Source organism: Microbispora sp. NPDC088329 (assembly GCF_040685655.1).
In the GTDB taxonomy this organism is placed as follows: Bacteria; Actinomycetota; Actinomycetes; order Streptosporangiales; family Streptosporangiaceae; genus Microbispora.
The window spans coordinates 105,258-129,786 of sequence record NZ_JBFBIP010000010.1; the positions used below are offsets into that span (position 1 = coordinate 105,258).

The 24,529-nt window shown below is 71.2% G+C and carries 26 protein-coding genes; 10 read left to right on the plus strand and 16 right to left on the minus strand.

Features of this window, described 5'->3' with window-relative positions; all coding sequences use genetic code 11:
• Positions 1–73: 73 nt before the first annotated feature.
• A complete protein-coding gene (locus AB0O28_RS20345; protein ID WP_363642301.1) occupies positions 74–1,315 on the minus strand; it encodes an XRE family transcriptional regulator in 1,242 nt (413 codons plus the stop codon).
• Between the two features lie 496 nt (positions 1,316–1,811).
• Here AB0O28_RS20345 and AB0O28_RS20350 point away from each other — a divergent pair, with 496 nt between their 5' ends.
• From AB0O28_RS20350 to AB0O28_RS20360, 3 genes are all read left to right on the plus strand, one after another.
• Entirely contained in the window at positions 1,812–1,979 is a 168-nt protein-coding gene (locus AB0O28_RS20350; protein WP_363642303.1) for a hypothetical protein, read from the plus strand.
• 310 nt (positions 1,980–2,289) lie between these two features.
• Positions 2,290–2,658 (plus strand): group 1 truncated hemoglobin, encoded by a 369-nt coding sequence (locus AB0O28_RS20355; protein WP_363642305.1) that lies wholly within the window; start codon positions 2,290–2,292, stop codon positions 2,656–2,658.
• Positions 2,659–2,744: 86 nt separating this feature from the next.
• Entirely contained in the window at positions 2,745–4,085 is a 1,341-nt protein-coding gene (locus AB0O28_RS20360; protein ID WP_363642307.1) for a glycoside hydrolase family 36 protein, read from the plus strand.
• Between the two features lie 118 nt (positions 4,086–4,203).
• On the opposite strand, the gene AB0O28_RS20365 is transcribed toward AB0O28_RS20360, so the two are convergent.
• The gene (locus tag AB0O28_RS20365; RefSeq protein WP_363642309.1) at positions 4,204–4,707 is read right to left on the minus strand and encodes a nuclear transport factor 2 family protein; all 504 of its coding nucleotides are present in this window, start codon (positions 4,705–4,707) and stop codon (positions 4,204–4,206) included.
• A 41-nt stretch (positions 4,708–4,748) separates the two neighbouring features.
• Between AB0O28_RS20365 and AB0O28_RS20370 the strand changes: the two genes are divergently transcribed.
• Positions 4,749–5,108: a helix-turn-helix domain-containing protein gene (locus AB0O28_RS20370; RefSeq protein ID WP_363642311.1), complete on the plus strand. Its 360-nt coding sequence runs from the start codon at positions 4,749–4,751 to the stop codon at positions 5,106–5,108.
• A 24-nt stretch (positions 5,109–5,132) separates the two neighbouring features.
• Here the strand turns inward: AB0O28_RS20370 and AB0O28_RS20375 are convergent, their stop codons facing one another.
• A complete protein-coding gene (locus AB0O28_RS20375; RefSeq protein WP_363642313.1) occupies positions 5,133–6,323 on the minus strand; it encodes an XRE family transcriptional regulator in 1,191 nt (396 codons plus the stop codon).
• Positions 6,310–7,101: a hypothetical protein gene (locus AB0O28_RS20380; RefSeq protein WP_363642315.1), complete on the minus strand. Its 792-nt coding sequence runs from the start codon at positions 7,099–7,101 to the stop codon at positions 6,310–6,312. Before AB0O28_RS20380 ends, AB0O28_RS20375 begins: the two co-directional genes overlap by 14 nt.
• 170 nt (positions 7,102–7,271) lie before the next feature.
• On the opposite strand from AB0O28_RS20380, the gene AB0O28_RS20385 reads away from it, so the two are divergent.
• The 3 genes from AB0O28_RS20385 to AB0O28_RS20395 all read left to right on the plus strand — a co-directional run bounded on the left by AB0O28_RS20385 (position 7,272) and on the right by AB0O28_RS20395 (position 11,180).
• A complete protein-coding gene (locus AB0O28_RS20385; protein WP_363642317.1) occupies positions 7,272–8,198 on the plus strand; it encodes a DUF72 domain-containing protein in 927 nt (308 codons plus the stop codon).
• 92 nt (positions 8,199–8,290) lie between these two features.
• Entirely contained in the window at positions 8,291–9,982 is a 1,692-nt protein-coding gene (locus tag AB0O28_RS20390) for a serine/threonine-protein kinase (RefSeq protein WP_363642319.1), read from the plus strand.
• Between the two features lie 37 nt (positions 9,983–10,019).
• On the plus strand, positions 10,020–11,180 hold the full coding sequence (locus AB0O28_RS20395; protein ID WP_363642321.1) for an acyltransferase family protein: 1,161 nt from the start codon (positions 10,020–10,022) through the stop codon (positions 11,178–11,180).
• A gap of 128 nt (positions 11,181–11,308) precedes the next feature.
• On the opposite strand, the gene AB0O28_RS20400 is transcribed toward AB0O28_RS20395, so the two are convergent.
• The 4 genes from AB0O28_RS20400 to tatA form a co-directional block, all read right to left on the minus strand.
• Positions 11,309–12,205: an aldo/keto reductase gene (locus AB0O28_RS20400; RefSeq protein WP_363642323.1), complete on the minus strand. Its 897-nt coding sequence runs from the start codon at positions 12,203–12,205 to the stop codon at positions 11,309–11,311.
• A gap of 53 nt (positions 12,206–12,258) precedes the next feature.
• Entirely contained in the window at positions 12,259–12,939 is a 681-nt protein-coding gene (locus AB0O28_RS20405) for a TetR/AcrR family transcriptional regulator (protein WP_363642325.1), read from the minus strand.
• A 108-nt stretch (positions 12,940–13,047) separates the two neighbouring features.
• The gene (locus AB0O28_RS20410; protein WP_363642327.1) at positions 13,048–13,578 is read right to left on the minus strand and encodes a hypothetical protein; all 531 of its coding nucleotides are present in this window, start codon (positions 13,576–13,578) and stop codon (positions 13,048–13,050) included.
• A 148-nt stretch (positions 13,579–13,726) separates the two neighbouring features.
• Complete coding sequence (gene tatA, locus AB0O28_RS20415) at positions 13,727–14,014, minus strand: Sec-independent protein translocase subunit TatA (RefSeq protein ID WP_363642329.1); 288 nt, start codon at positions 14,012–14,014, stop codon at positions 13,727–13,729.
• 227 nt (positions 14,015–14,241) lie between these two features.
• Here tatA and AB0O28_RS20420 point away from each other — a divergent pair, with 227 nt between their 5' ends.
• Both AB0O28_RS20420 and AB0O28_RS20425 read left to right on the plus strand, forming a co-directional pair.
• The gene (locus AB0O28_RS20420; RefSeq protein WP_363642331.1) at positions 14,242–15,156 is read left to right on the plus strand and encodes a DUF72 domain-containing protein; all 915 of its coding nucleotides are present in this window, start codon (positions 14,242–14,244) and stop codon (positions 15,154–15,156) included.
• Between the two features lie 367 nt (positions 15,157–15,523).
• Positions 15,524–17,218: a cellulose binding domain-containing protein gene (locus tag AB0O28_RS20425; protein WP_363642333.1), complete on the plus strand. Its 1,695-nt coding sequence runs from the start codon at positions 15,524–15,526 to the stop codon at positions 17,216–17,218.
• A 93-nt stretch (positions 17,219–17,311) separates the two neighbouring features.
• Here AB0O28_RS20425 and AB0O28_RS20430 read toward each other — a convergent pair whose 3' ends face one another.
• A complete protein-coding gene (locus AB0O28_RS20430; protein WP_363642335.1) occupies positions 17,312–17,491 on the minus strand; it encodes a hypothetical protein in 180 nt (59 codons plus the stop codon).
• An 84-nt stretch (positions 17,492–17,575) separates the two neighbouring features.
• Here AB0O28_RS20430 and AB0O28_RS20435 point away from each other — a divergent pair, with 84 nt between their 5' ends.
• Complete coding sequence (locus tag AB0O28_RS20435; RefSeq protein ID WP_363642337.1) at positions 17,576–18,043, plus strand: MarR family transcriptional regulator; 468 nt, start codon at positions 17,576–17,578, stop codon at positions 18,041–18,043.
• A 10-nt stretch (positions 18,044–18,053) separates the two neighbouring features.
• Here the strand turns inward: AB0O28_RS20435 and AB0O28_RS20440 are convergent, their stop codons facing one another.
• The 7 genes from AB0O28_RS20440 to AB0O28_RS20470 form a co-directional block, all read right to left on the minus strand.
• Positions 18,054–18,872 (minus strand): hypothetical protein, encoded by an 819-nt coding sequence (locus AB0O28_RS20440; protein ID WP_363642339.1) that lies wholly within the window; start codon positions 18,870–18,872, stop codon positions 18,054–18,056.
• A 175-nt stretch (positions 18,873–19,047) separates the two neighbouring features.
• Positions 19,048–19,626, minus strand: coding sequence for a hypothetical protein (locus AB0O28_RS20445; protein ID WP_363642341.1), 579 nt, complete (start codon positions 19,624–19,626; stop codon positions 19,048–19,050).
• A 28-nt stretch (positions 19,627–19,654) separates the two neighbouring features.
• Positions 19,655–20,533: a polysaccharide deacetylase gene (locus AB0O28_RS20450; protein WP_363642343.1), complete on the minus strand. Its 879-nt coding sequence runs from the start codon at positions 20,531–20,533 to the stop codon at positions 19,655–19,657.
• Between the two features lie 30 nt (positions 20,534–20,563).
• Positions 20,564–21,565, minus strand: a complete 1,002-nt coding sequence (locus AB0O28_RS20455) for an asparaginase (protein WP_363642345.1) — start codon at positions 21,563–21,565, stop codon at positions 20,564–20,566.
• Positions 21,562–22,305 (minus strand): SDR family NAD(P)-dependent oxidoreductase, encoded by a 744-nt coding sequence (locus AB0O28_RS20460; protein WP_363642347.1) that lies wholly within the window; start codon positions 22,303–22,305, stop codon positions 21,562–21,564. Before AB0O28_RS20460 ends, AB0O28_RS20455 begins: the two co-directional genes overlap by 4 nt.
• Positions 22,306–22,317: 12 nt before the next feature.
• Complete coding sequence (locus AB0O28_RS20465; protein ID WP_363642349.1) at positions 22,318–23,097, minus strand: SDR family oxidoreductase; 780 nt, start codon at positions 23,095–23,097, stop codon at positions 22,318–22,320.
• Positions 23,094–24,470, minus strand: coding sequence for an MFS transporter (locus tag AB0O28_RS20470; RefSeq protein ID WP_363642351.1), 1,377 nt, complete (start codon positions 24,468–24,470; stop codon positions 23,094–23,096). Before AB0O28_RS20470 ends, AB0O28_RS20465 begins: the two co-directional genes overlap by 4 nt.
• Between the last annotated feature and the right edge of the window lie 59 nt (positions 24,471–24,529).

Consider the following 24,529-nt stretch of genomic DNA (forward strand, 5'->3'; position numbering starts at 1 on the left):
CAGGGCGTGCCGATCGACGGCGTCGGCTTCCAGGGGCACCTCGCGCCCGGCCCGAGTCCGGGCTCCGTCTCCTTCACGCCAGGCGATGCTGTCGCTCTGCCGCTCTCAAGGCATCCTCGATGCTCTGCCCGCTCTGCCGGTGGATGGGGCGCAGTGCGCCGGACAACTTGCGTAGGTCCTGAACGGCGTAACGGTTGACGGCCACGGCATCGGGAACCGCGGCGACCGCGAGATCCTCGGCGGCTTCCACGTCACCCGCGAGGGCATGGGCGCGTGCCAGGCATGTCCCGAACCAGGCACGGTCACGCCGGTACGCCTCGGGCAGAGTCGCCAGTCCGCGGTCGAGGAATCGCACCGCGCGCGGACCGTCGCCGAGGACCAGTTCCGCCATTCCTCGTTGCATGTCGAACCAGCCGTCGTCGTAGAAGTACATCCAGGGCGGTTCGTTCTCCGGACGCTCGCACGCTGCCCGGATCAGTTCCTCGGCCTCTCCGAGGAGTCGTCGCGCGGCCCCGGCCTCTCCCATCTCGGCATGGCCGCGGGCCGCCATCTGAGCCGCCATGCCCTGCACGCCGAGAGTCGTCCGTCCGTCGTGCCAGCGCGCGGCCTCCGCCAGCCGTACGCACCGCAGCGGGTCGCCGATGCCCCAGGCAAGGTGAGCGCGCATGTTGAGCGTGGTGGCGGCCAGGGCCGCGTCGCCCGCCTCCAGCGCCCAGCCGTGCGAGCGGTCGTACCAGGCGAGCGCGGCGGCGTGGTCGCCGGAGTCCTGGCACATCCAGGCGATGAGCTGGGCGTACTGCCCGAGCATGGCGATCACGCGGTCGGCGAGCGGGCCCGGAGCCCCTTGCGCGAGCGTCGTGATCGCGTCGAGCTGGGCGCGTACGACCGGCAGCAGGGGACCGCTTCCCAAGGTGTCCTCGACACGGCGGTGTTCGGCCAGGCAGCGTTCAAGCCACTCGATCGAGGTGGCATCCACGCGCTGTGGGCGCTCGATCGCCTTCGTGATGCGCTCATACAGATCCGGGTCGGGCGCACTGGTCAGGGAGGGAACAGGGTGCCGCCCCGAGCCGAACAAGTCGGTTTCGGTGGTGCCGAAGGCTCGGGCATACAGCATGCGGTAGGGGTCGTGAGGCTCGTTGTGCCCGGCCTCGTACGCCTTGATCCGGCGGATGACGGTCTCGCGGGCAGGCAGGCGGTTGCGGGTCTCCTCGTCGGCGGCCTCGGCGAGCCTGCGGGCCATCTCCTTCTGGCTCCACAGGCGGTCGCGTCGTTCGGCGCGGAGCCGTACGGCCCACGGGGGGAGTTCGGCGGACATCGTGTGTGCACCTCTTCGTCAGACGTGGGGGCGTCCTGCCACCCCCAGTGTCCCCCGATCACATCTGTGATGCGGCGGCTACCAGCTGTTGTCTTTTGAGATAGACGAGGTGAACACGCGAGGTCCGCAGGCGCGGGATCGCCGCACGGACCCTTTGGCCGGAAAGGAGGTCCTGGCTATTGGCACACCATAGAGCGGTTGCTCCCGCTCCTGCATGCGAAGGGTGGAGGATCCTGCGCGGCGATGCGGGGCGCCTGTGGCGCTGCGGTCTTGTCGAAGTCGTCGGTGAGCCGCTCCTCGCCGGCGAACGTCTGGAGGAAACGGTAGGTGTCTCCCGGGCTCAAAGTAGAACGCGGGAGTGACGCCGGGGATCGGCAGCCACTCGCCGGGCCGGGTCATGCCGGAGGTCCGGTACACGGCCTTGTCGAAGCGGGCGCCGGAGGCGAGTTCGTGGATGTAGGACTTGGCGATCGAGGCCAATGGAGTCCCGGGCGGTGTGCGGCAGCTGCCGAACGAGCCGGCCGCCAGGATCGCGTCCAGGGCGAATGTGGCGGCCTCCGCCGAGTGCTTGCCCGGTTTCTCCGCCGTGGCCTCGCTGCCCGCCTCCATAACTCGGCCCAAGGAGTCGGCGACGTCGTCACCCGAGGCGATGGATCTGCCGTAGTCCAGGAACCGCTTCATCTTCTCGAACTGGGTGAGCTTGACCCCCGCCCATCTGGGCGAAGGCGGCGCGGGCGGCCTTGCCATCCCCGGCCGGCACCTCTAAACAACTACCTGGAGCAACAACCGACACCCGGTCGCCTCGCCGTACGGGCGTGCGCGTAGCGGCGGGAAGCCGCCGTGGGCCGCTTTTCGGTCGTGTCGACCGGGTGAGCGCCCGGCTACGTACGTATTTCCGCCCCGTCATCGGGCCGTAACGATCCGTGGCCATCGTCATGGACAACGAGGTCACGCACGCGCGGGAGGAAAGCGGTATGGCGTCCATCTTTGATCGGATCGGCGGTTCTGGCGCGGTCGCGGCCGTGGTCGACGAGTTCTACACCCGGGTCGTCGACGACCCGATGCTGCGAAGCCATTTCACCGGCGTGGACATGGCCAAGCTCAAGGCGCACCAGCGCAGCTTCGTCGCCGCCGCGCTCGGCGGCCCACAGGAATATCGGGGCAGGTCGATGGACGAGGCGCACGCCGGGCTCGGCATCACGGCGGAGGAGTTCGACCAGGTGGTCTTCCACCTCGCCGGTGCGTTGGAGTCGTGCGGCGTCGACGATGAGACGATCGGCTCCATAGCCGGAGCCCTGGCGCCGCTCAAGGAGCAGGTCGTGCAGAGCGCCGTCGCGGCCTGAACGGTCAGCCTGCCGCAATGCCCGACGCGTCCACGCGCTGGAACGGCCCTTGACCCTTAACCGGTTCACGGCTGAACTGGCCGGTGATGGAATCACACTGTGAGGACGTCGCCGCCCTGGGCGTGGACCCGGCGAGGGCCCGGGTCTACGCGGAGGGCTGGCAGTCCTGGAGCGTCACCGCCGCCCTTCACCTGACCGAGACGCCCTATCGGGTGACCCTGCCCAACTCGCTGGTCATCGACTGCCACTACGGCTCGGCACCGGACGAGGGCGTGTTCCGGGGTGAGGGGCTGCTGGCCGTCGATCCCGGGAACGGCGGGCCGGTCCACGTCTTCGGCGCCGCGAGCGCCGAGTCCCGGGTGCCCGTCATCGAGGCGCGGCCGCGCGGCGGTCAGGTCGTGATCGCGTCGGACGCCCCCGTGCATCACCTAAAGCATCAGGGCGGGCTGGAGTCGGCGCCGGCCCGCTGGGGCGACGCGTTCGCCGCGCGGGCCGGTGTGCTCCTGCGCCCGGCGCCCACGGTCTGGTGCTCCTGGTACCAGTACTTCTCCGACGTCACCCAGGAGGACGTCGCCGAGAACCTCGCGGCCATGGACGACCTGGCGGTCCCGGTGGACGTCGTGCAGATCGACGACGGCTACCAGGCCGCGCCGGGCGACTGGCTGACGTCCTCGGGCCGCTTCGACGACCTGCCGGGATTGGTCCGGAGCGTCCGCGAGCACGGGCGGCGCGCCGGGATCTGGATCGCCCCCATGGTCGTGGCCCGCGAGAGCGCCCTTTGCGCCGCACACCCGGAGTGGCTGGTCACCGATCCCGGGAGCGGCGACCCGGTCTCCGCGGGCGACGTCCTCGGCGGCTCCTGCGCCGCGCTCGACCTCACCCACCCCGGCGCGGCCGAATACCTGGCGGACGTGCTGCGCACCATGCGGGGCTGGGGCGTCGACTACTTCAAAATCGACTTCGTGTACGCGGGGGCGCTGGAGGGCCGTCGCCACGAGGACGTGACCGGCGTGCAGGCCTACCGCCACGGCCTGCGGCTCATCCGCGAGGCGATCGGTCCCGAGGCGTACCTGCTGGGGTGCGGTGCGCCGATCCTGCCCTCGGTCGGCATGGTCGACGCGATGCGGGTGGGCCCGGACATCGCCGCGTACTGGCAGAACCCGAGCGCGCACCCGTCCGAGCCCAGCCAGGCCAACGCCACCAGGAACACCGTCGCCAGAGCGTGGCAGCACGGCAGGTTCTGGATCAACGACCCCGACTGCCTCATGCTCCGTCCGGAGGTCGAACGGCGGGAGGACTGGGCGCGCACCGTCGAGCGATACGGCGGCCTGCGGGCCTCCAGCGACCGGTTGCGCGGCCTGGACGCGTGGGGGCTGGAGACCACCCGCCGCCTGCTCACCCCCGCCGACCCCACCCCGCTCGTCTGACCCGCGCTTCCGCCGGGGCAGGCGTGGTCCAAACCTCGCTGGATCGTCGGCAGGGCCACGTTGACCGCGTTGTTGTCCAGATAGGTCATGAAAGTCGCGAGCGACACCAGCGGCGTGGTCAACCAGTGGCGTGGCGGCCGGACACCGCCTGCTGATAGGCGGCAAGCGCGTCGGGGTCGTCGATGCTGCCGTGATGGTGGAACTGCCGCCAGCGGCCGTTCTCGTACCGGAAGTAACGGCTGGTGCGGATGGCGAGCGGCACGGCGAGGCCGTCCGGGCCGGTGTACGTGCCGATCTCGCGGCCGGCGAAGACGGCGTGACCCTCGCCCAGATACTCGACGATGTCGCCGAACGTGACCTCGACCCGCACGGGGCCGTCGAAGATCCTTCCGTACAGCTCCGCTATCGCGTCGCCGCCGCGCAGGATGCCGCCCAGCGGGTTGTTGAGCTGCGCCAGCGGGTGATCGCTCCAGTCCTCGCGGAGCACGGCCGCATCACGGTGGTTCAGCGCGTAGTAGAAGGTCTCGAGCGCGGCGTACGCACCTTCGGCCGAGGGGTCGCCGGTGGCGTCGAGCCGGTTGCGCGCGGCGGTGCCGTATCGGGCGTCGTTCTGCTGGATCACGCTGAGCTCCCATCTAAAATGTTCGATGGAGGTCTAACACCATGAGTGTACGACAGGGATCGAACACCGCGTCCACGGCCCGTGCCCGCAGTCTGGTGCACAGGCATCCGCGCGAGGTGAGCCTGCAGACCGCCCTCGACGCGGTCGCGGACCCGGTACGGCGGGCGATCATCCGCGAACTCGCCGGCCAGCCCGACTGGACGCGCGCCTGCGGCACCTTCGACCTGCCGGTTTCCAAGGCCACCCGCAGTCACCACTTCGCGGTTCTGCGCGAGGCGGGCCTCATCGAACAGCGGGACGAGGGGGCACGCCGGTTCAACCGCCTGCGGCGTCCCGAGTTCGACGCCGAGTTTCCCGGCATGCTCGATCTGATCCTCAACGAGCGTCTGTCCGCAGGGTGAGGAGGCATCACCCGGGACGCGGCCTCAGGGGACGAGTCTCAGCTGGGGGCGATGGGCGGGCAGGCCGATCAGTTCGCGTACGCGCGTCAGGGGCCAGGCGAGTTCCCGGGCCAGCGCGGGCCCGGTCAGCCCGGTCTCGGCCGCCGCCATCTCGAACGCCTGCGCGAGCAGCACCGGCTGCTCGCCGGGGTAACCCGACACCGGCTCGGTCGCGAAACCCGGCTGCCCGCGCAGCGCGGCGAGCCGCTGGTAGGCGCGTCCGGCCGCGGAGTCGGACAGCAGGCCGACCTCCCGGCATCGATACAGCAGGGAATCGACCGACACGCCCCAGACGCGGCGCAGCTCCGCGAGCCGCCGCAGGTCCGCGCGGGCCGGCAGACCGGGCAGGATGCTGTCGCGCGGTGTGAGGAACTCCGCGGCGAAGGAGTCGGCCTCGCGCTCCTGCTGGCTGTCCCCGGCCGCGGCGTCCCCGTGCAGCACCAGATGCCCCAGCTCGTGGGCGGCGGTGAAGCGGTGCCGGTAGACGTCGTCGAAGCGGTTGGGCGTCAGGACGACGATGGGCCGGGGCAGGCTGGAGGTGGAGAAGGCGTCCACCGTGACCGCGTCCTCGTCGGCCTGGGGGAAGACGACGACGATCCCCCGCGACTCCATGTGCCGCACCAGGTGGCTGATCGGCCCGGTGCCGAGGCCCCAGTGGGCCCGCAGCGCGCGGGCCGCCCCCATGGGATCGCGGGGCAGGGCGACACCCGAGTGCACCTCGCCCCCGGCGAAGCCCGGCAGGTCGACGTAGGGGAGCCGCACCCGCTTCTCCAAGGCGTACGTCAGCTCCCAGACCTGCTCGACGAAGGCCACGGCCTTGGCACGCTGATAGGCCCGGGTGGAGCGCAGGCTGCGGAAGTGCGCCATGGAGCCGTCCAGCTTGCCGTGCGGACGGCCCGGCAGGAAGAAGGCCGCGGGCACCGCGAGCACCTCCGCGAGGACCGGGACCAGATCGGGACGCGGCCGGGTGACCCCGGCCTCGTACTGACCGACCGCGGCGGGCGACACGCCGATGCGCTCGGCGACCTCCTTCTTCGTCAGCGCCGCCAGGCGTCGCGCCTGGGTGAGCCGGGTCCCGTCGAAGGCGTCCGCCACGGCCTGCGGGCTCGGTGCCGTGGTGCCGGATCCGGGGAGCACGGTCTCCTCGACCAGGCGGAGCCGGTCATCGTCCTTCATCGGCGGCGGCGTCCGTAGCGTGCGGCGCCTCGCTCAGCGGAGGCAGGCCGGCCGCGCGCTCGTAGGGCGGGCGGGGGTTCAGCGCCGGCGCCGGCAGCGCGCCCCGGGCGAACGCGGGCGCATCGCCGGCGGGGGCCACCATCCCGGGCAGCTCGGCGGCGGGCGCCTGCCCGGCGAGCGGGATCGGCTCGCAGTGGTGCCACCGCAGGCTGCCGGTGCGGTCGAGCAGCTCGGCCTCGCCCCACCACACGTCGAGCAGGCCGGCCCTGGCGTTGCACGCGTACGCGATGAGCACGAGGCGGGTGCCCTCGGGCAGCCGGGTGAGCGCGCGGGCGGCCGGAGTCGCGGGCTCCGGCAGGGCGGCCTCGACGCCGCCGAGCGTGAGCTGCTCGGCCCAGGGCCGCGGGCCGAACCTGGTGAACAGCGCCTGCACCAGCCCGGACGGCCTGCCGTCGCCGATCCTGGCGTTGACCACGCTGACCGAGCGGTCCTTGGCGTAGCGGAAGGGGAACAGCAGGTTGCCGCCGAGCACGACGAGCTCGTGCTGCGAGCCCGGCGGCTTGACGGTCTCGACGTCGGGCATGTCCGCGAACGCGCCGGCCAGGGCCTCGAACTTGCGGGACATGAGCGTGAAGCCGAACGGGTGGAGGAGCTCGGTCCGCGCCGTCTTCTGGGCGTCCTGGGCGTTCTCCAGCGCGAGCGCCAGCGCCTCCGCCACTCCCTGGCGGATCTGCTCGGCACGTGGGCCGAACGTCTCCAGAGCCCAGGTCGACAGCATCGCCACCTCCGGTCGCTTCGCGTAGTGCTGCTTTGTCCGGTGGCCACAGGACACCACGGGCACTTTACTTTCTAACATCATAGTCACGCGGACGCTTCACAGGTCACGTACGTCACACCTCATCACCTCCCGGCCCTTATCGGGACCGGCCGGGCTCCTTATGGTGAGATATGGGGACGATCCTGGTCGGCACCGCGTCGTGGACGGACAAGACGCTGCTGGAGTCCGGGTGGTATCCGCCCGGCGCCACGACGCCGGAGGAACGCCTGCGCCACTACGCGAGCCTCTTCCCGGTGGTGGAGGTCGACTCGACCTACTACGCGCCGCCCGCCGAGGCCACCGTACGGCTGTGGGCCGGGCGCACGCCGCCGGAATTCACCTTCGACGTCAAGGCGTTCTCGCTGCTCACCCGGCATCCGACCCGGCCGGCCGCGCTGCCGAAGGACCTGCGGCCGGGCGGTGCGGGCAAGAACCTGTACGCCCGCGACCTCGGCCCGAAGGTCGTGGACCAGGTCTGGGAACGGTTTCTCGGCGCCCTGACGCCGCTGCGGGAGGCGGGCAAGCTCGGAGCGGTGCTGTTCCAGTTCCCCCGGTGGTTCCCGATCGGCAGGGCCAACAAGCACTACATCCTGGAGTGCAAGCGGCGCTGTGAGCCGTTGCGGATCTCCGTCGAGTTCCGCAACCACACGTGGATGAGCGAGGAGAACCAGGCCGAGACCCTCGACTTCCTCCGTTCGTACGCCATTCCGTACGTCTGCGTGGACATGCCGCAGGGCTATCCGGACTCGATTCCGCCGGTGGTCGCGGCCACGTCCGACCTGGAGGTCGTGCGGTTCCACGGGCACAGCGACAAGTGGACGAGCCATGACATCCACGAGCGCTTCGGCTACCGCTACTCCCTGGAGGAGCTGAAGCGGTGGGCGCCGAGGCTGCGCGAGCTCGGCGGCCAGGCGTCCACGACCCATGTGCTGATGAACAACTGCTACCGCGACTACGCCCAGACCAACGCCCGCCAGCTCGCCGCCGTACTGGCGGGCCTGCCGGACTGCGACGTACGGCCCCGGCCGGACGGGGACCGGACATACGAGGAGAGCTGAATTCGCTGCCGGGTGACCTCAGGATATGGAAGGATCCCGCCTGATCCATCCACATACCGACGGCATTGCGGGGGAGCGGGACGCATGCGGGAATGGCCGGAGCCGATCACGCGCGTCCGCCGCCCGTGACGGGCCCCGCCGTGCCGCCGCGCCCCCTCGACCCCGATGATCCCGAGTGGATCGGCGACCGCCGGCTCCTCGGCGTGCTCGGCGAGGGCGGCCAGGGCACCGTTTATCTGGCGTGGGACAGCTCGGGCGCCCAGGTCGCGATCAAGATGCTGCACGCCAGGGCCGCGATGGACGCCACGAGCCGCCGGCGCTTCGTCAGGGAGGCGGAGACGGCGCGCAGGCTCGCCCCCTTCTGCACGGCCCGGGTGCTCGACGCCGGGTCCCACCACGGGCGGCCGTACATCGTCACCGAGTACATCCCCGGGCCCTCGCTGGCGGCGGCGGTCGCCGAGGACGGCCCGCGCACGGGCAGCGGGCTCCACCGCCTCGCCGTCGCCACGTTGACGTCCCTCGCCGCGATCCATCAGGCCGGGATCGTGCACCGCGACTTCAAACCCGGAAACGTGATCCTCGGCCCCGAGGGGCCCGTGGTCATCGACTTCGGCATCGCACGCGCCGCCGATCACACCGTCAGCGGAGGCGGCATGGCGGGCACGCCCGCCTTCATCGCCCCCGAGCAGCTCGCCGGGCAGCGGCCCGGCCCGGCGTCCGACGTGTTCAGCTGGGCCGTGACGATCGCGTACGCCGCGACCGGGCGCCTGCCCTTCGCCGGGCCGACCGTTGCGGCCATCCTGATGGCCATCTCGGCTCGCGAGCCCGACCTGTCCGGCGTGCCCGCCGACCTTCGCCCGCTGCTCGAGGCGTGCCTGGCGAAGGATCCCGCCGTCCGGCCCGCCGCCTCCGACGCGCTGCGCGCCCTCACCGGCGCCGCGTCCGTCACGTGGCCGGCCGATCCGGCACCCACGGCCGGATCCGGCGGCGCCGACACGATCACCCGGGTGCCACCGCGGCGGCGGTGGGTCGCCGGCGTCGCGGCGGGCGCGACCGCCGTGCTCGTCGCGGGCGGGCTCCTCCTGCCGCGCGCGCCCGGCGGAGGCGAACCGGATCCCCGGGGCGGGAGTCCGCCGTCCGCGTCTCGCGGCGGCGAGGCGGCTTCCCCGGCCGGCGGCCTGCTGTACGGCGACGACTTCGGTGAGCGGGGCAACTGGGACGGTTACGCCTTCGCCCCCGGCGCGGCCGGCGACCGGCGCACGACGCGCGGCTACGAGATCGGGCGCGGCGTCTACACGCTCCGCGCCGACCACGGCGGCCCGGTCAACGCCGCGCTGTCGCCCGTGCCCGCCAAGACCGACGCGGCGGCCGGACGCGACGTGCTGGTCGGCGTGACGGCCGAGCTGCGGGAGGGCCGGGGAGGCGGCGGCTTCGGGCTCGTGTGCCGGTGGGACGAGGACGTTGCCAGCGGGTACGCGTTCCTGCTCGGCCTCGACGGCACCGCACGCGTCGTGCGGCACTCCGGGGGCACGCGTCTCGACGTCGTGCCGCCGGTGAAGGCGGCCCCACCGCGCGCCGGACGCGAAGTGCGCCTGCGGGCCGCCTGCCGGGGCTCCCGCCTGACGTTCTGGGTCGACGGCACGCGCGCTCTCGACGCGGAGGACGCCCGCCCTCTGCCGCCGGGCCCGCACAGCCAGGCGGGGGTCCTCGCCCGCGTACCCGAGACCGGAGACGGCACGGTCACGGTGTCGTTCGACGACTTCAGCGTGCACAAGGCGGGTTGACCCGGGAGCGCGGCGATTTTCGCCTAAAGTCACCTGAATGGCATCAAATCGCTCTCGGCTGGCATGGCTGGACGCCTTACGTGGCATCGCCGCTCCGGCCGTGGCGCTGCACCACTCGGCCTGGACGTTCGTCCCGGCCGTCTGGGGGGAGGTCGACCGCAGGGTCGACGTCGGCACCTGGGGCGTCTTCGTGTTCTTCCTGGTCAGCGGGTACATCATCCCGGCCTCGCTGGAACGGCGGGGCGACCTGCGGGCTTTCTGGACCGGCCGGGCCTTCCGGCTCCTCCCGCTGTTGCTCGCCGCGCTCGCCCTCGCGCTGCTCCTCGCGTACGCCGGGGTGTTCGCGACGTCGCCGGAACTCGGCAGCAGGCCGCCGTCGCTCGTCGCGCTGGCGAACCTCACGATGCTGCAGGAACTCCTCGGCGTGCCCTCGGTGATCAACGTGATGTGGACGCTGTCGTACGAGATGGCGTTCTACCTGATGACGGCGGGGCTGTTCGCCGTAGGGCAGGCGCACAGGTCGGCGCCGATCGCCGTGGTCCTCGCGGTGGCGGCCGTGCCGCTCGGGCTGCTCATGCCGTACGCGACGATCAACGGTGGCGCGGACCTCGTCGCCACGCTCATGGGCGTCGCGGTGATCCTGGTCATCGTCGTGACCGTGACCGCGGGCGGCCGGCTCAGGACGGCGGCCGCGGTGATCGGCGGCGTTCTCGGCCTGACGCTGGTGATCCTCGGCAGCAGGATCGGGGCGGGGCAGGGCCTGGTCATCGCGGCTACGATGTTCGCCGGGACGGCCGTGTATCGCGCCGAGCAGGGCACGCTCCGGCGCGTCTGGGCGGCCGCCGCCCTGCTGACGGTCCTCGCCTGCGGCGTCCTGGTGGCCCGCGAACCGGCCTGGGCGGCGGCGCTCCTGCTGGCGGCGGGCTTCTTCGCGCTCGCGTTCACGCTGCGGCGCCGGTGGTTCCCCCGGTGGCTCGCCCACCTCGGCGTGATCAGTTTCTCCCTGTATCTGCTGCACCCGCTCCTGCTGCGGGTCGTGCCGGACCTGCCGGTGTTCTTCCTCGTCCTGCTGCTGCTCGGCCACGTGGCGTACCGGCTCGTGGAGGCCCCCGGCCAGCGTCTCGGCCGTCGTCTGAACGCGTACCTGCGGCGATCCTCTGTTCAGCCGACTCCCCGCAGGCCGTTCACGGCGTCCTGAGGCCGGCTGATTCTTCTCGCCACCGCGCGGAAAAGCGGAAAAATCGCGCCAACTTCGGCCGGTGACCGCCGCACGACCAGGGCCTTCGGCTCCTGCGGGAAAGCCGGCGACCTTCCTGCGAGTCCCGGTCAGCCGGCGTCGGAGAGCGCGTCCAGGCGGGCCATCTCCTCGTCCGTGAGACGCAGCGCGGCGGCGGCGACGTTCTCGGCCAGGTGATCGGGGTTGCCGGTGCCCGGGATGGCCAGCACGTGCGGCCCCTGCTGGAGCGTCCAGGCCAGCCGCACCTGCGCGGGGGTCGCCCCGTGCGCCCGGGCCACGGCGCGCACCTCCTCCTGGTCCGTGCCGCTCGCCCCCTGATCGCGGCCTTCGCCGGCGATCGCGTAGAACGGCACGAAGGCGATTCCCTGTTCGCCGCAGGTGCGCAGTTGCCCTCGGCTGCGGGTGGCGCCGATGCCGTACCGGTTCTGCACGCTCACCACCGGTGCGATCGCCTGGGCCTGCGTGAGATGCCCGGGCCGGACGTTGGAGATCCCGAGATGCCGGATGAGACCGGCCTCGCGCAGCTCGGCGAGCGCGCCGAAGTGGTCGGCGATCGAGTCGAGCCCCGCCTGGCGCAGGTAGACCAGGTCGAGGTGGTCACGACCGAGCTGGCGCAGGTTCTCCTCGACCTGGCCGCGCAGCTGCTCGGGCCGGGCGAGCGGCAGCCACTCGCCGGACGGGTCCCGTCCCGGGCCCACCTTGGCGGCGATGACCAGGTCGTCCGGATACGGCGCGAGCGCCCGGTTGATCAGCTCGTTGGCCGAGCGCAGCCGCGAGAAATAGAACGCCGCCGTGTCGATGTGGTTCACGCCGAGGTCGACGGCGTGCCGCAGCACCGCGATGGACCGCTCGCGGTCGCTCGGTGTGCCGAGGTCGAAGGCGGCGCTGCCTGTCAGGCGCATCGCGCCGAACCCTAACCGGTTGACTGTGAGGTCGCCGAGCTTCCAGGTCCCCGCGGCGGCCGCGCCGATGACGTCTCCACTCATCCCGGCAGGGTGCCACAAATCCGATCAACCAGCCGCAGAAGCGCGGAAACTGCTTAGAGCCCCATCATGTCGGCGAGGCCGTCCATGCCGGCGGCGAGCAGGGCGATCCCGCTGTGGCCCATGCCGGCGAACTGCCCCTGGACCTCCAGGCTTACCACGCCCTGGAGCTGGGCCCAGGCCATCACGGTTCCGGTGAGAGCGGTCGCGGGGTCCCCCTCCGGGGCGAACGCCCGCACCCATTCGGCCACCGCCGGGGTCTGCTCCACCCACCGCCGCATCTGCTCCCGGAGCGGTTCGGCTCCCGGCCGGCAGCGCCCCCCGGCGAACACGGGAAGGAAGGGCCCGAGCACGTTCCTGGCACGCAGCACGCTTTCCGGAGGAGCCTGGTAGCCGGCTGAGGGGGTGTCCGCCAGCAACTGGAACAGGTGCGGGTTGGCCCCCGCCCATTCGTGGAAGGCGCGGGCCAGCGCGTGCAGCCGCTCCCGCGGCGCTCCCTCCCGTACGGCGGCTCGTACGACCGCGGCGACCTCGTCGAAGCCCTCAAGGATCAGCTCGGTCAGCAGATCGTCGCGGCTGCGGAAGTACTTGTAGATCGCCGGGCCGGTGACGCCGAGCTGTTTCGCCACGGCGTTCAGGCTCAGTGCCGCCGCCCCGCCCGCGCCGATCTGCACGAGGGCGATCTGCTTGATCTCCGAGCGGACCTGGTCCCGATAGCGCTGCCGCGGCGTTGACATCCTCTCATTATGGTGAGTGCCTCTCATCGGCGTCGTCCGGCGCATCGCGTGCCTCTCGCCCGTACTCCCCGGGCCCGGCGCGGAGGCGCCCGGTGACCGGCGGGCAGGTCAGGGGGTGTAGATCTCCTGGACCTTCACGATCGTGCCGCGATACACGGTGATGAGCGCCGGCCGATGACCGGCCTTCATGCGGGAGATCAGCACATTGCGGGAGCAGCGCTTCGACCCGAGGCCGTCGGTCTTCACCGTCACCGTGGTGCCCTTGCACCCGGTGGCGCTGTAGAACACGACGTTCTTCGCGACGGGAGAGGCGTAGGCCCTGACGTCACCCTCGGGTGCGCCCTCGAAGTACCCCTCCGTGTGCTTGTCCCTCACCCACCTGATCGGCTCGTATTCCGCCACGCCGGACCGGTAATACGTGACCCAGCCCCGCAGGATGCCGTCGTGTCGCGGCGAGATGTGCTTGGTGAAGTCATGGTGCGGGTCGCTCTGGAACGACGTGCCGAAGACCTTGGGCGCCGCGAACCGGGGCTCGGCGAATCGGGGCACGGCGGCGTCGGCGGGCAGCGCCGCCGCGGAGAGCAACGCGGCGGTCGCGGCGGCGGGAAGGACAACGCGGAACGAGGTCGAGAGCTTCATGTCCTGTTGGAGTCCGGGCCTCGCGGCAAGGTTCACGATCCGGACGACTTTTCGCACACGACCGTGCACGCACCTCCACGGCGGCCGCGTCGATCGCCCCGGAAGATGAACGCGGCACGAGCCGTCCCGGCGGGGCACAGGGAACGCCTCAGCGGGCCTCGGGCTCGTTCCGCCGCGCGGCCTCCGCCGCGGCTCTGAGCAGGGCGTTCTCCTCTTCGAGCGCGCGCAGCCGCTCCTCGGCGCCCGGAGAGACGGGTGCCGTACGGGCCCGGGCGGCCGGGGCGTCGTCCTCGTCGCCGAGCTTGCCGGTCTCCCTCTTGAGGATCCGCAGCGACTGCCCGACGGCCTTCGCCGTGTCCGGCAACTTCTTGGCGCCGAAAAGCAGCACGAGCACCACGAAAACGATCATCCAGTGAACAGGACTGAGCGAACCCATGGGGGTTCTCCTCCGGTCGTCGTTTTGCCTGCTCACAGGCTATGTCATCGGGCGTGAGGGCAGGCGGCGCGGCGTCCGGTCAGGCGGCGGGCCGCGAGGCCGTGGGCCGGCTTCGGCCGCCGTACCCGCGTCACGTCCGTCACAAGGGGTACTGGGGATCAAGGAATTCGAAGGGAGGGACGCGGAATCCCCCGCCTGCTGACGCAGTCGGTTCCCCCGCGACTGTGATGGGCAAGATCTTGGTCGGTACGGCCTCCTGGACGGACAAGTCCCTGCTCGCCTCGGGCTGGTACCCGTCCGAGGCGTCGACACCCGAGACCAGGCTCGGCTACTACGCGGGCAGGTTTCCCCTCGTGGAGGTGGACGCCACCTACTACAACCCCCCGGCCCGGCGTACGGCCGAGTTGTGGCGCGACCGTACGCCGAAGGACTTCACCTTCAACGTGAAGGCGTTCTCCCTGCTCACCGGGCACCCGACTCGGCCGGGCGCGCTCTACAAGGACCTGCGGGCCGTGCTGGGGGAGCCCAAGCGAACGCTGTATCGACGCGATCTTCCCCCGGAGGTCGTCGAGGAGGTGTGGCGCCGGTTTCTCGGCGCGCTGGAACCGCTGCACGAGTCGGGCAAGCTCGGCGCGGTGCTGTTCCAGTTCCCGCAGTGGTTTCCCCCGGGCGACGCGAACCGCCGCTACATCGTCGAATGCCGCGACCGCTGCCTGCCGATGCGCGTATGCGTCGAGTTCCGCAACGCGGCCTGGATGGACGAGGCCACGCGGCAGGACACCCTCGGTTTCCTCGCCGCCAACGACATGCCGTACGTCGGGGTGGACATGCCGCAGGGGCATCCCTCGTCGGTCCCGCCGGTGCTGGCGGCCACCTCCGACCTCGCCGTCGTCCGCCTGCACGGTCATTCGGAGAAGTGGACGAGCCGCGTCATCGAGGAGCGGTTCGGCTATCTCTACTCCGAGGAAGAGCTCCGCGACTGGGCCGGGCGGATCGGCGACCTGGCCGCCCGTACGGCGACCACGCACGTGCTGACGAACAACTGCTGCGCCGACAACTCCCAGCGCAACGCCGCGCGCCTGGCCGAGCTGCTCGAAGAGCGGGGCGCCGACGTCGTCAGGCCGTCCGCCGGGGTGGCCTGAGCTCGGCGATGGACCGTCCCTGCGGACAGCGCTGAGACCCTTCCGAGGACGCGCGGGTCGGAGAAGCCGGCCGCCCTCCTGCTCCGCGCAGCGACTCTGAAAGTTTCGGGTACGACTACGAAAATTGTGCCGGAAACTACCGATCCCGCGAATCGCGGCAGCTCCGCAGTGGCATGGTGACAGCAATGTGTACCTCGTCAAAGTTGGGTCTTGTCGACGTCGCAACTTTTCGGCAACTCTTCGAAAATACCCACCTCCCTACTCGCCTGGGGTTCTTCTTGGACCTGTGACAGGTCCGGGATCCTCAGGAGGAAGGACGAGCTACCTTGAAACGTCTCACGGTCTCGGCAGCACCCGGGGGTGCCCGGTGATCGGCAATGTCGGTCCGGACGGCGGGAGCCGGGCCCCGGGCGACGGCCGCGTGCTGGTCATCGGCGCCGTCGCGGTGCTCTCGCTGGGTCTCGCGGTGACCGGGATCCCCGAATCGAACGCCACCGCCGCCACGCTCGCGGCCGCCGCACCCGCCGCGGTCGGCGTCGAGGACGAGGGCGCCGACTGTCCGGTGCCCGACCTCGGGCCGTCGACGTCCAGCTCCCGGCTTCCCGATCCCTTCAAGAAGATCAACGGGCAGCGCGTCGCCTCCACGTCCGACTGGCGGTGCCGCCGCGAGGAGATCAAAAAGCTCGCCGAAAGGTACGTCTACGGCGAGAAGCCCGCCAAGCCCGCCGGCGTCACGGGGACGGTCTCACGCACCGGTATCACCGTGAACGTGTCGGCCAACGGCAGGAGCTCGAGCTTCTCCGCGGGCGTCGACCTGCCGAGCGGCACCGGGCCGTTTCCGGCCGTCATCGTGTACGGAGGATTCGGCGCCGACACGGCCACCATCAAGGCGAGCGGCGCCGCGGTCATCAGCTACGACCCGTACACGGTCGGCAAGGAGGGCACGGCGCGCACCAACAAGCAGGGTGCCTTCTACAGCATCTACGGCTCTTCGAGCAGCACCGGGCTGCTCGCCGCCTGGGCCTGGGGCGTGAGCCGCATCATCGACGTCGTCGAGCAGTCCGGCGGGAGCATTCTCAGGGCGGACGCGACCGGCGTGACGGGATGCTCCCGGTTCGGCAAGGGCGCCTTCACGGCCGGAGTGTTCGACCAGCGCATCGCGCTGACCATGCCGATCGAGTCGGGCAGCGCGGGTGTCCCCATCCTGCGCGGCGTCGCCCAGGAGAGCGGTGCCCAGCCACTGAGCAGCGCCTACTCCGAACAGCCGTGGCTGGGCGACGCGTTCGGCTCCTTCACCGGCAATCCCGGCCAGCTGCCGGTCGACACGCACGAGATGGTGGGCATGGTCGCCCCGCGCGGGCTGTTCATCATGGAGAACCCCCATGTCGACTGGCTGGGCGCCCAGTCGGGCAGCGTGGCGGCGCTGGCCGGAGCCGAGGTCTACAAGGCGCTCGGCGCGGGAGACAACATCAGCTACTGGTCCGACGTCCAGGACGGCACGCACTGCGCGACCCGGCCCGAATGGCGGACCCCGCTGCAGCAGAACATCCAGAAGTTCCTGCTGAAGTCGGGCAACGCCCCCGGCGTCTTCCGGATCTCGTCCAGAAAGTCCGGCAACTTGTCGCAGTGGAGAGACTGGACGACTCCGGTGCTGACCGCCTCCAGCCCGTCCGCGAGCCCGAGTCCTTCCCCCAGCCCCTCGCCAAGCGGGAGCCCGAACACCGGCCCGAGCCCGTCTCCGAGTGTTTCGCCGTCCGGCGGGGTGAGCGGCGCGTGCTCGGCGACGTTCCGGGTGGTCAACTCCTGGTCCGGCGGCTGGCAGGGTGAGGTCACGGTGCGTGCGGGCGCCTCCGCGATCAACGGCTGGACCGTGAACTGGACCTGGCCCGGTTCGCAGTCCATCACCCAGGTGTGGGGAGGCGTACGGTCGGGCTCCGGCTCGAACGTGACGGTGCGCAACGAGTCGTGGAACGGTTCGCTCGGCGCCGGCGCGAACACGACCTTCGGCTTCATCGCCGGAGGATCCTCGGCCGCACCCGCGGCCACCTGCAGCAGTCCGTGAACGGTGACCGAACCGTGAAGACCGCGCCCGCGGCGGCCACCGCCGCGGGCCCCGCACAGGTCCGGGCCCCGCACATCGGGCTCATGGTCCCGGTCAGTGCCCGACGAGCATGACGATGCCGACGATGACGAAGTGGATGAGCACCGCGAACACCAGCACGCTGGCGAAGATCCACTTGGCGGGGCCGTGCTCGAAGTGCTTGCTGTCCTTCATCGGCGGGCGCTTGGCGACGCGGTCGGCGATGCGCTCTTCGAGGCTCTTCCTACGGGCCATGACACTTCCTGTGTTCTCGGCTCTGATGCTTAGTGCACTAACGATTAGTGTACTAACCCGGTAGCATGGCCGTGGAGGTGTGTAGTGAGTGACGTTGGCGACACCGTCGACCCGCTGGCCCTGGAGAACCAGGTCTGCTTCGCCCTGGCCGTCGCCTCACGGTCGGTGATCGGTCTCTACCGGCCCCTGCTCGAACCCATGGGCCTGACCCATCCGCAGTATCTGGTGATGCTGGCGCTGTGGCAGCACGCGCCGTTGTCGGTCAAGAAGCTCAGCGGGCTGCTGCAGCTGGAGCCGGCCACGCTGTCACCGCTGCTCAAGCGACTGGAGGCCGCGGGCCTCGTGGAGCGCCGCCGCGCCAGCGACGACGAGCGCTCCCTCGCGGTGGTGCTGACCGAGGAGGGACGCGCGCTGCGCCGGCAGGCCGAGCAGGTCCCCCCGACGATCGTCGAACGACTGGGAATGGAGCCGGCCGAGCTGCAGAGCCTGCACCAGGCGCTGACCCGCGTCATCGCCGCCGCCAACGGCGCCCACCCCGCCGGACAGCGATAGGAACCCCTGGCTAGCCGCCCATGCAGATCACGTAGATCGTGCCGCTGACCGCCTTGCCGTAGAGCCTCCAGCCGACCGCCTTGCCGTTGACGACGTACGGAGCGTTCGCGGTGATGTAGGGCGCGTTCGCGCCGCTGCCCGCGATGAAGCCGCCGCCCGTGGCGACCATGGCGTCCGGGCACATGATCTCGTCGCTGCCACCGCTGGCCGGCAGGTAGAGGGAGTCCGCCTTGGTGACGACGTTGGCGGCTCCCCCCGTCGAACCGCCCGGACCTGCCGGGCCCGCGGGACCCGCAGGGCCCGCGGGCCCACGCGCGCCGGTCTCGCCTTTCTCGCCCTTCGGGCCCTGCGGGCCCGCGGGGCCACGCGCGCCCTGCGGACCGGCGGCACCACGCTCTCCGTCCTTGCCCGGGGTACCGTTCTTGCCCGGCTCGCCCTGGGGGCCGGCCGGACCGCGCTCGCCGTCCCTGCCCGGGTCGCCCTTGGGACCCTGCGGGCCGGTGTCGCCCTTCAGCCCCTGCGGGCCACGCAGGCCCTGGGGACCACGCGGGCCCTGCTCGCCGGTGTCGCCCTTCGCGCCGGTGCCGCCGATGCCCACCGGACCCTGCGGACCGGTCTTGTTCCACGACACCTTGGTCTCGGTCGCCTTGCACGTCGTCGTGGCGTTGACCAGGCGCATGTACCGCGTGCTCTTGTTCACACACGCGTACAACGCGGCGTCACTCGCCGACGAAGCGGTGGCCGCGCCACCCAGGACAAGGAGCGACCCGGCCAGGGCACCGGCCGCCACAAGGCCGATGCTCCGCCCGCCTGGCAACTTGATAGCCACGGGACTTCCCTTTCTGAGGCATACGAGGGGACTGAAACGCCTGAGGCGCGTGTGCTACACGCCCGAAAGGCAGCGGCGGTTGTCCCTGTGAAGATCACGTATGGACATCGGTGATTTGTGTCAGCCGCTTCGGTCAGAAGTCACCCGTCCTCGTCGCCCTCGGCCACTCGTGCCCTCAGGCATGCAGGGGCCCCGGCACCACGTCGTGTGCCGGGGCCGCCGCCGGTTCCTCCGCGCGCTCTCTGCTCATTGGGCCGGTGCCGACGATCCTCCCGTCGGCCGCGAGCAGCCGGAACGGCGCCGCCCGGCCGGGCGCGTCGAGGGCGACCGCACGGCGGTCGAACGCGCGGACGCCCAGCCCGAACGCGGCGAGCCGCAGGTGCAGGGCGCCGCCGGGCGGCACGCTCATCACCGTGACGGCCGCAGGCGGGCAGGGCGCCGGCGGCGGGCGGTAGCCGGAATAGGCGTCGTCCTCGTGGCCGGCCCCGTGCTCGTGGTCGCGCAGCGCCGCTTCGAGCTCGTCCCATCCCGCCGGGACCAGAAAGCGGGCCACGAGGTCCAGCAGCCGGTCGAGGGTCGGTGCGACGCCGGCCCCTCCGGCGCTGCCGGACGCCAGCCACCCCTGCGGGACGGGGCTGACCCGCACCCCCGTGCACACCGCGGCGGTGAACCGGGCGATGGCCCACCGTCGCCGGTGCCCGGAGACGAGGGGCCCGGCCCAGTCGGCGGGCGAACCTCCACATGCGCCGCACATCCGGACTCCTCCACTCTCGCCGCGACGGTCAGGCCCGGGGGCTGCGGGCCTTGAAGTCGTCCGCGATGGCGTCGAACGTGGACCACCGGACGCCCTCGTGCTTGTTGATGTGCTCGATGAGGCGCTCCAGCATGAGCAGGACCTGCGGGCGGCCAGAGACGTCCGGGTGGATCGTCATGGTGAAGACGGCGTACTCCGACTCGCGGTAGACCCAGTCGAACTGGTCGCGCCACATCTCCTCGATGTCGCGAGGGTTGACGAAGCCGTGGCTGTTCGGGCTGGTCTTGATGAACATCATCGGCGGCAGGTCGTCGAGGTACCAGCTCGCCGGGATCTCGACGAGGTCGGTCTCCCGCCCGCGCACGAGCGGCTTCATCCACTCGCGGGCGTCCTTGTCGTAGTCGATCTTCGACCAGGTGTCGCCGACGCGCACGTAGTACGGCTCGAAGTCGCGGTGCATGAGCGAGTGGTCGTACTTGATGCCGCGTTCGAGCAGCAGCTCGTTGGTGACCGGGGAGAACTCCCACCACGGCGCGACGTACCCGGTGGGGCGCCGGCCGGTGCGCGTCTCGATGAGGTCGATGCAGTAGTCGAGGACGGTCGACTCCTGCTCGCGGCTCATCGCGATCGGGTTCTCGTGGCTGTAGCCGTGCACGCCGATCTCGTGTCCGGCGGCCACGACCTGCTCGAACTGCTCGGGAAAGGTCTCGATGGAGTGCCCCGGCCAGAACCAGGTCGACGGCAGGTCGTACTTCTTCATCAAGGCGTTGAGCCGCGGCACGCCCACCTCGCCGGCGAACAGGCCACGGGAGATGTCGTCCGGGGAGTCCTCGCCACCGTACGAGCCGAGCCAGCCGCCGACCGCGTCGACGTCGATCCCGAACGCTACGAAGATTTCCTTGGCCACAGCGCATCCTCTCTTCTTGGTGTCGATGGGTCAGACATGGGCGGCGAGGGTCTGCCGCGTGACGGGGACACCCGCGGAGAGCAGCAGCGCCAGCAGCACCCTGGCCTGGTAAACGGGCAGCCCGCCGACGCTCAGCGCCCCGGCGCGAACGAGGTCCACCCCGCCGCCGTTGCCGTACGTGGGCACGACCGGCCCCTCGGCGACGCGCGTGGACAGTCCCACGACCGTTCCCGCCGCCACCGCCTCGGTAACCCACTTCAGCAGGGCGTGGTTGGCGTTGCCGACGCCGGTTCCGGCGAGTACGACCGCCCGCGCTCCGGCGCGTACGGCGGCCCGGGCGAGCGCGGCGTCGGCGCCGGGGTGGACCGTCACGACGTCCACCCGGGTGTCGTCGAAGCGGGGGCCGGGCGGGTCCAGCGGCGCCGGGCGCACCGGCCGCGCCGTGACGCGCACCCCCGTCGAGTCGACCCGGCCGATGGGACCGCCGTCCAGGGTCCTGAACGGCTGGGCGGCGACGGTGTGGTGCTTGCGGGTGCGCCGCGCGGCGAAGATCCGCCCGGCGAAGGAGATGAGCACCCCGCATCCGCGTGCCTCGGGGGAGGCGGCGACGGCGACGGCCTCCCGGAGGTTGCGCGGCCCGTCGCTGTCGGGCTGGTCGGCCGCACGCTGCGCGCCGGTGAGGACGACGGGCTTGTCGCTGCCGTGCACGAGGTCGAGGAGGAACGCCGTCTCCTCCATGGTGTCGGTGCCGTGGGTCACCACGACGCCGGTCACGTCGTCCCTGGCGATCTCCGCCGCGACGGCCTCCGCGATGAGGCGCAGCTCGCGGTGGCCGAGCAGGTAGGAACCGAGGTTGAACAGATCACGCCCCTCGACCTCGACGTCGCCGTAGCCGGTGGAACCGAGGAGCTGCGCGGCCGTCCTGCGCGCCACCGCCGGGCCGCCGGGCTCGCTGCTCGACGCGATGGTGCCGCCGGTCGCGATGACGACGACGCGCGCCTTCCGGGATCCGTCCTCCGTTGGAATGCTCACGGCATCACGTCGCCGGAGTTGGGGCCGAGCGTCTGGCCGACGTAGATGTCGCCGCCGGGCGAGCTCGCCAGGAGCAGCGCAGTCGGCGCGACCTCTTCGGGGCGGCCGAACCGGCCGAGCGGAAGCTCCGCGGCCTTGCTCCGCTTCCACTCCTCCGACAGCCCGTCGATGAGCGGCGTCACGATCGGGCCGGGGGCGATCGCGTTGACCAGCACGCCCTTCGGCGCGAGTTCGAGGGCGAGGGCCTTCGTCAGGCCGATCACGCCCGCCTTGGCGGCGACGTAATGGGCGAGACCCGTGCCGCCCTTGATCCCCAGCTGGGAGGCGATGTTGACGATGCGGCCCCGGCCCGCCTCCACCATGTACGGCGCGGCGTAGCGGGCGGCGAGGAAGACCCCGCGCAGGTCCACCGCGATGGTCCGGTCGAAGCGCTCCGGGGTCAGCTCCAGGAAGGGGACCTCGTCGAGGATCCCGGCGGCGCTGACCAGCACGTCGATCCGGCCGTGCCGTTCCACCACCTCGGCCATGGCGCGCTCGACGGCGGCGGCGTCGGTGATGTCGACGACATGGCCCGTGACATTGCCCGTCACCGCGCCGAGACCCAGCAGTTCGCCGGAGACGGGCTTGATGTCGAGCAGGGCGAGACGGGCGCCTTCGGCGGCGAACAGCCGGGCCGTCGCGGCCCCGATCCCGCTCGACGCTCCGGTGACGACGGCGACCTGACCGTCGAGAATTCCCATGTCCCGTCTCCCTCAGCTCGGCCAGCGGACGGTGAGCCCGCCGTCCACGACGACGCTCTGCCCGGTCACGTACGCGGCGTCGTCCGAGGTGAGGAACCGGATCACCCGGGCCGCCTCGTCGACCGTGCCGACCCGTCCGGCTGGGATGATCTTTCCTGCCTCCCGCAGGCCCTGTGGCCCGAGGGAGTTGACCTCGTCGAGCGACTGGGGGCTCTCGATCAGCCCGGGGATCACCGCGTTGACCCGGATCCCGCGCGATGCCAGCTCGACGGCCAGGGAACGGCACAGACCGAGCACGCCGGCCTTGGCCGCCGCGTAGTGACTGTGCTCCTCCCATCCGTACACGCCGCCGGCGATCGAGGAGGTGGCGACCATCGCGCCGCCGTGCTCCATCCGCGCCGCGCAGGAGCGGAAGATCCGCAGGACGCCGCCGAGGTCGACAGAGAGCATGTCGTCCCACGCGCCGTCGGTCATCTCCTCGAGCGGCTGACGGCGCAGCACGCCCGCGGCGGCCACGGCGATGTCGAGGCGGCCGAAGGCGTCCACGGCCGCCTGTGCGAAGCGCTCGGTCCGCTCATGCGACCGGACGTCGAGCTCCACGGCCGCGCAGCGCCCGCCCGCGGCCTCGACGGCGGCGACCGTCTCACCCACGTCGTGCGGGTCTCCGGGGTAGTAGCCGACGACCGAGTGCGCTCCCGCCCGGGCGTAGGCGACGGCCAGGGCCCGGCCGATGCCGCTGGCCCCTCCCGAGATGACCGCGACCTTGCCGTCGAGCCCGTCGTCCCTGGTCATGCCAGAACCTCCTTGTTGTCTGCCGCGTGGTCGCCGAACCGGTTGGTGGTGTTCGTGCCGAGCATCAGGAGGCCTGAGATCAGCATGAACACGGACCCGGCGGAGATCGCGGCGACGGTCATGGACAGCCCGGCCGCCAGGAGCACGCTGAGCAGCGCCGATCCGGCGATGCCGCCCAGCGGCGCCATGACGTGCGCCACGTTGGCTCCCGTTCCCCGCACGTGCGCGGGGAACGACTCGCCCATGTAGAACAACATCGCGGCGTAGGGGCCGTTGAGGAAGAAAAGCGTCAGCGCGTAGAGCGCGATGGTGAGCCCCTGCCCGGTGGGCAGCAGCAGCATGAGGAGGCTGACGGTGCCGCCGATGGCCCACCCGAGCGTGATCGTCAGCTTCCGGCCGATCCGGTCGCCGACCCAGCCGTGGAAGAGGTATCCCGCGAATCCGGCGATGTTGGACAGCACGAGGACGATGAGCGCGCTCTCGAACGACACGCCCTTCGCCTCCACCAGAACCGTGGTGCCGAGGACCGAGAAGACCTGGATGCCCATCCAGTTGGTGAGCCATGCGAGCGCGAGGCTGATCGTGTGCCGCCGCAGCCCGGGAGCGAGGATGTCCTTGAGCGCGCCGCTCGTCCTGCCGTCCACCAGCTCGGTGACGTCGTGTTCCTCGGCGAGCAGGCGCGCCCCGGCGTGATCGCCCTGCTCCTGGCGGCGCTTGACCTCCTTCATCGCCAGGAACGTCGGCGACTCGGGCAGCCTGAGCGCGAGCATGATGATCGGGACGGAGAAGACGAGGGCGAAGAGGAAGGACCACCGCCATCCGGCGAGCGGCAGGAGCACCGCCGTGATGCCGGCCGACAGCAGAGCGCCCACCGGCCACCCGGCCTGCACCAGGCTGAAGACGAAACCCCGGTTCTTCACCTTCTTGAACATCTCGTTGAGGTAGACGGCGTTGACCACCTCTTCGGAGAGCGACAGGCCGGTGAACGCCCGGATGACGACCACGCTCACGGCCCCGGCGGCGAGTCCGGTGAGTCCCGAGGCGAGCGCGCCGCCGGTCATCAGCATGACCAGGGCCTTCTTCCGGCCCATCCGGTCGAGGACCGGCCCGACGATGAGGGAGACGACGAACACGCCGACCGTGGCGAAGGTGTTCACCATCGTCGACTGGCTCGTGGACCAGCCGAAATCCTCACCGATCTTCGGCAGGAGGGTGCCGAAGAGCGTGTAGTCGTACACGGAGGCGACCCAGGCGAGGAAGGCGATGACGCTGACATAGGCGACCGCCCGCTTCGTCACCGGCCGGTTCCAGGGTTCCTGCGCGGGCGCTCGCAGGGACGCGCCCGGCGCTCCCTGCGATGGGACAGCTCCCATGTGGGGGACTCCTCGTAGTTTGTGCACTCGGCGCGCACACAAAGGTTTGTGTTACGTAC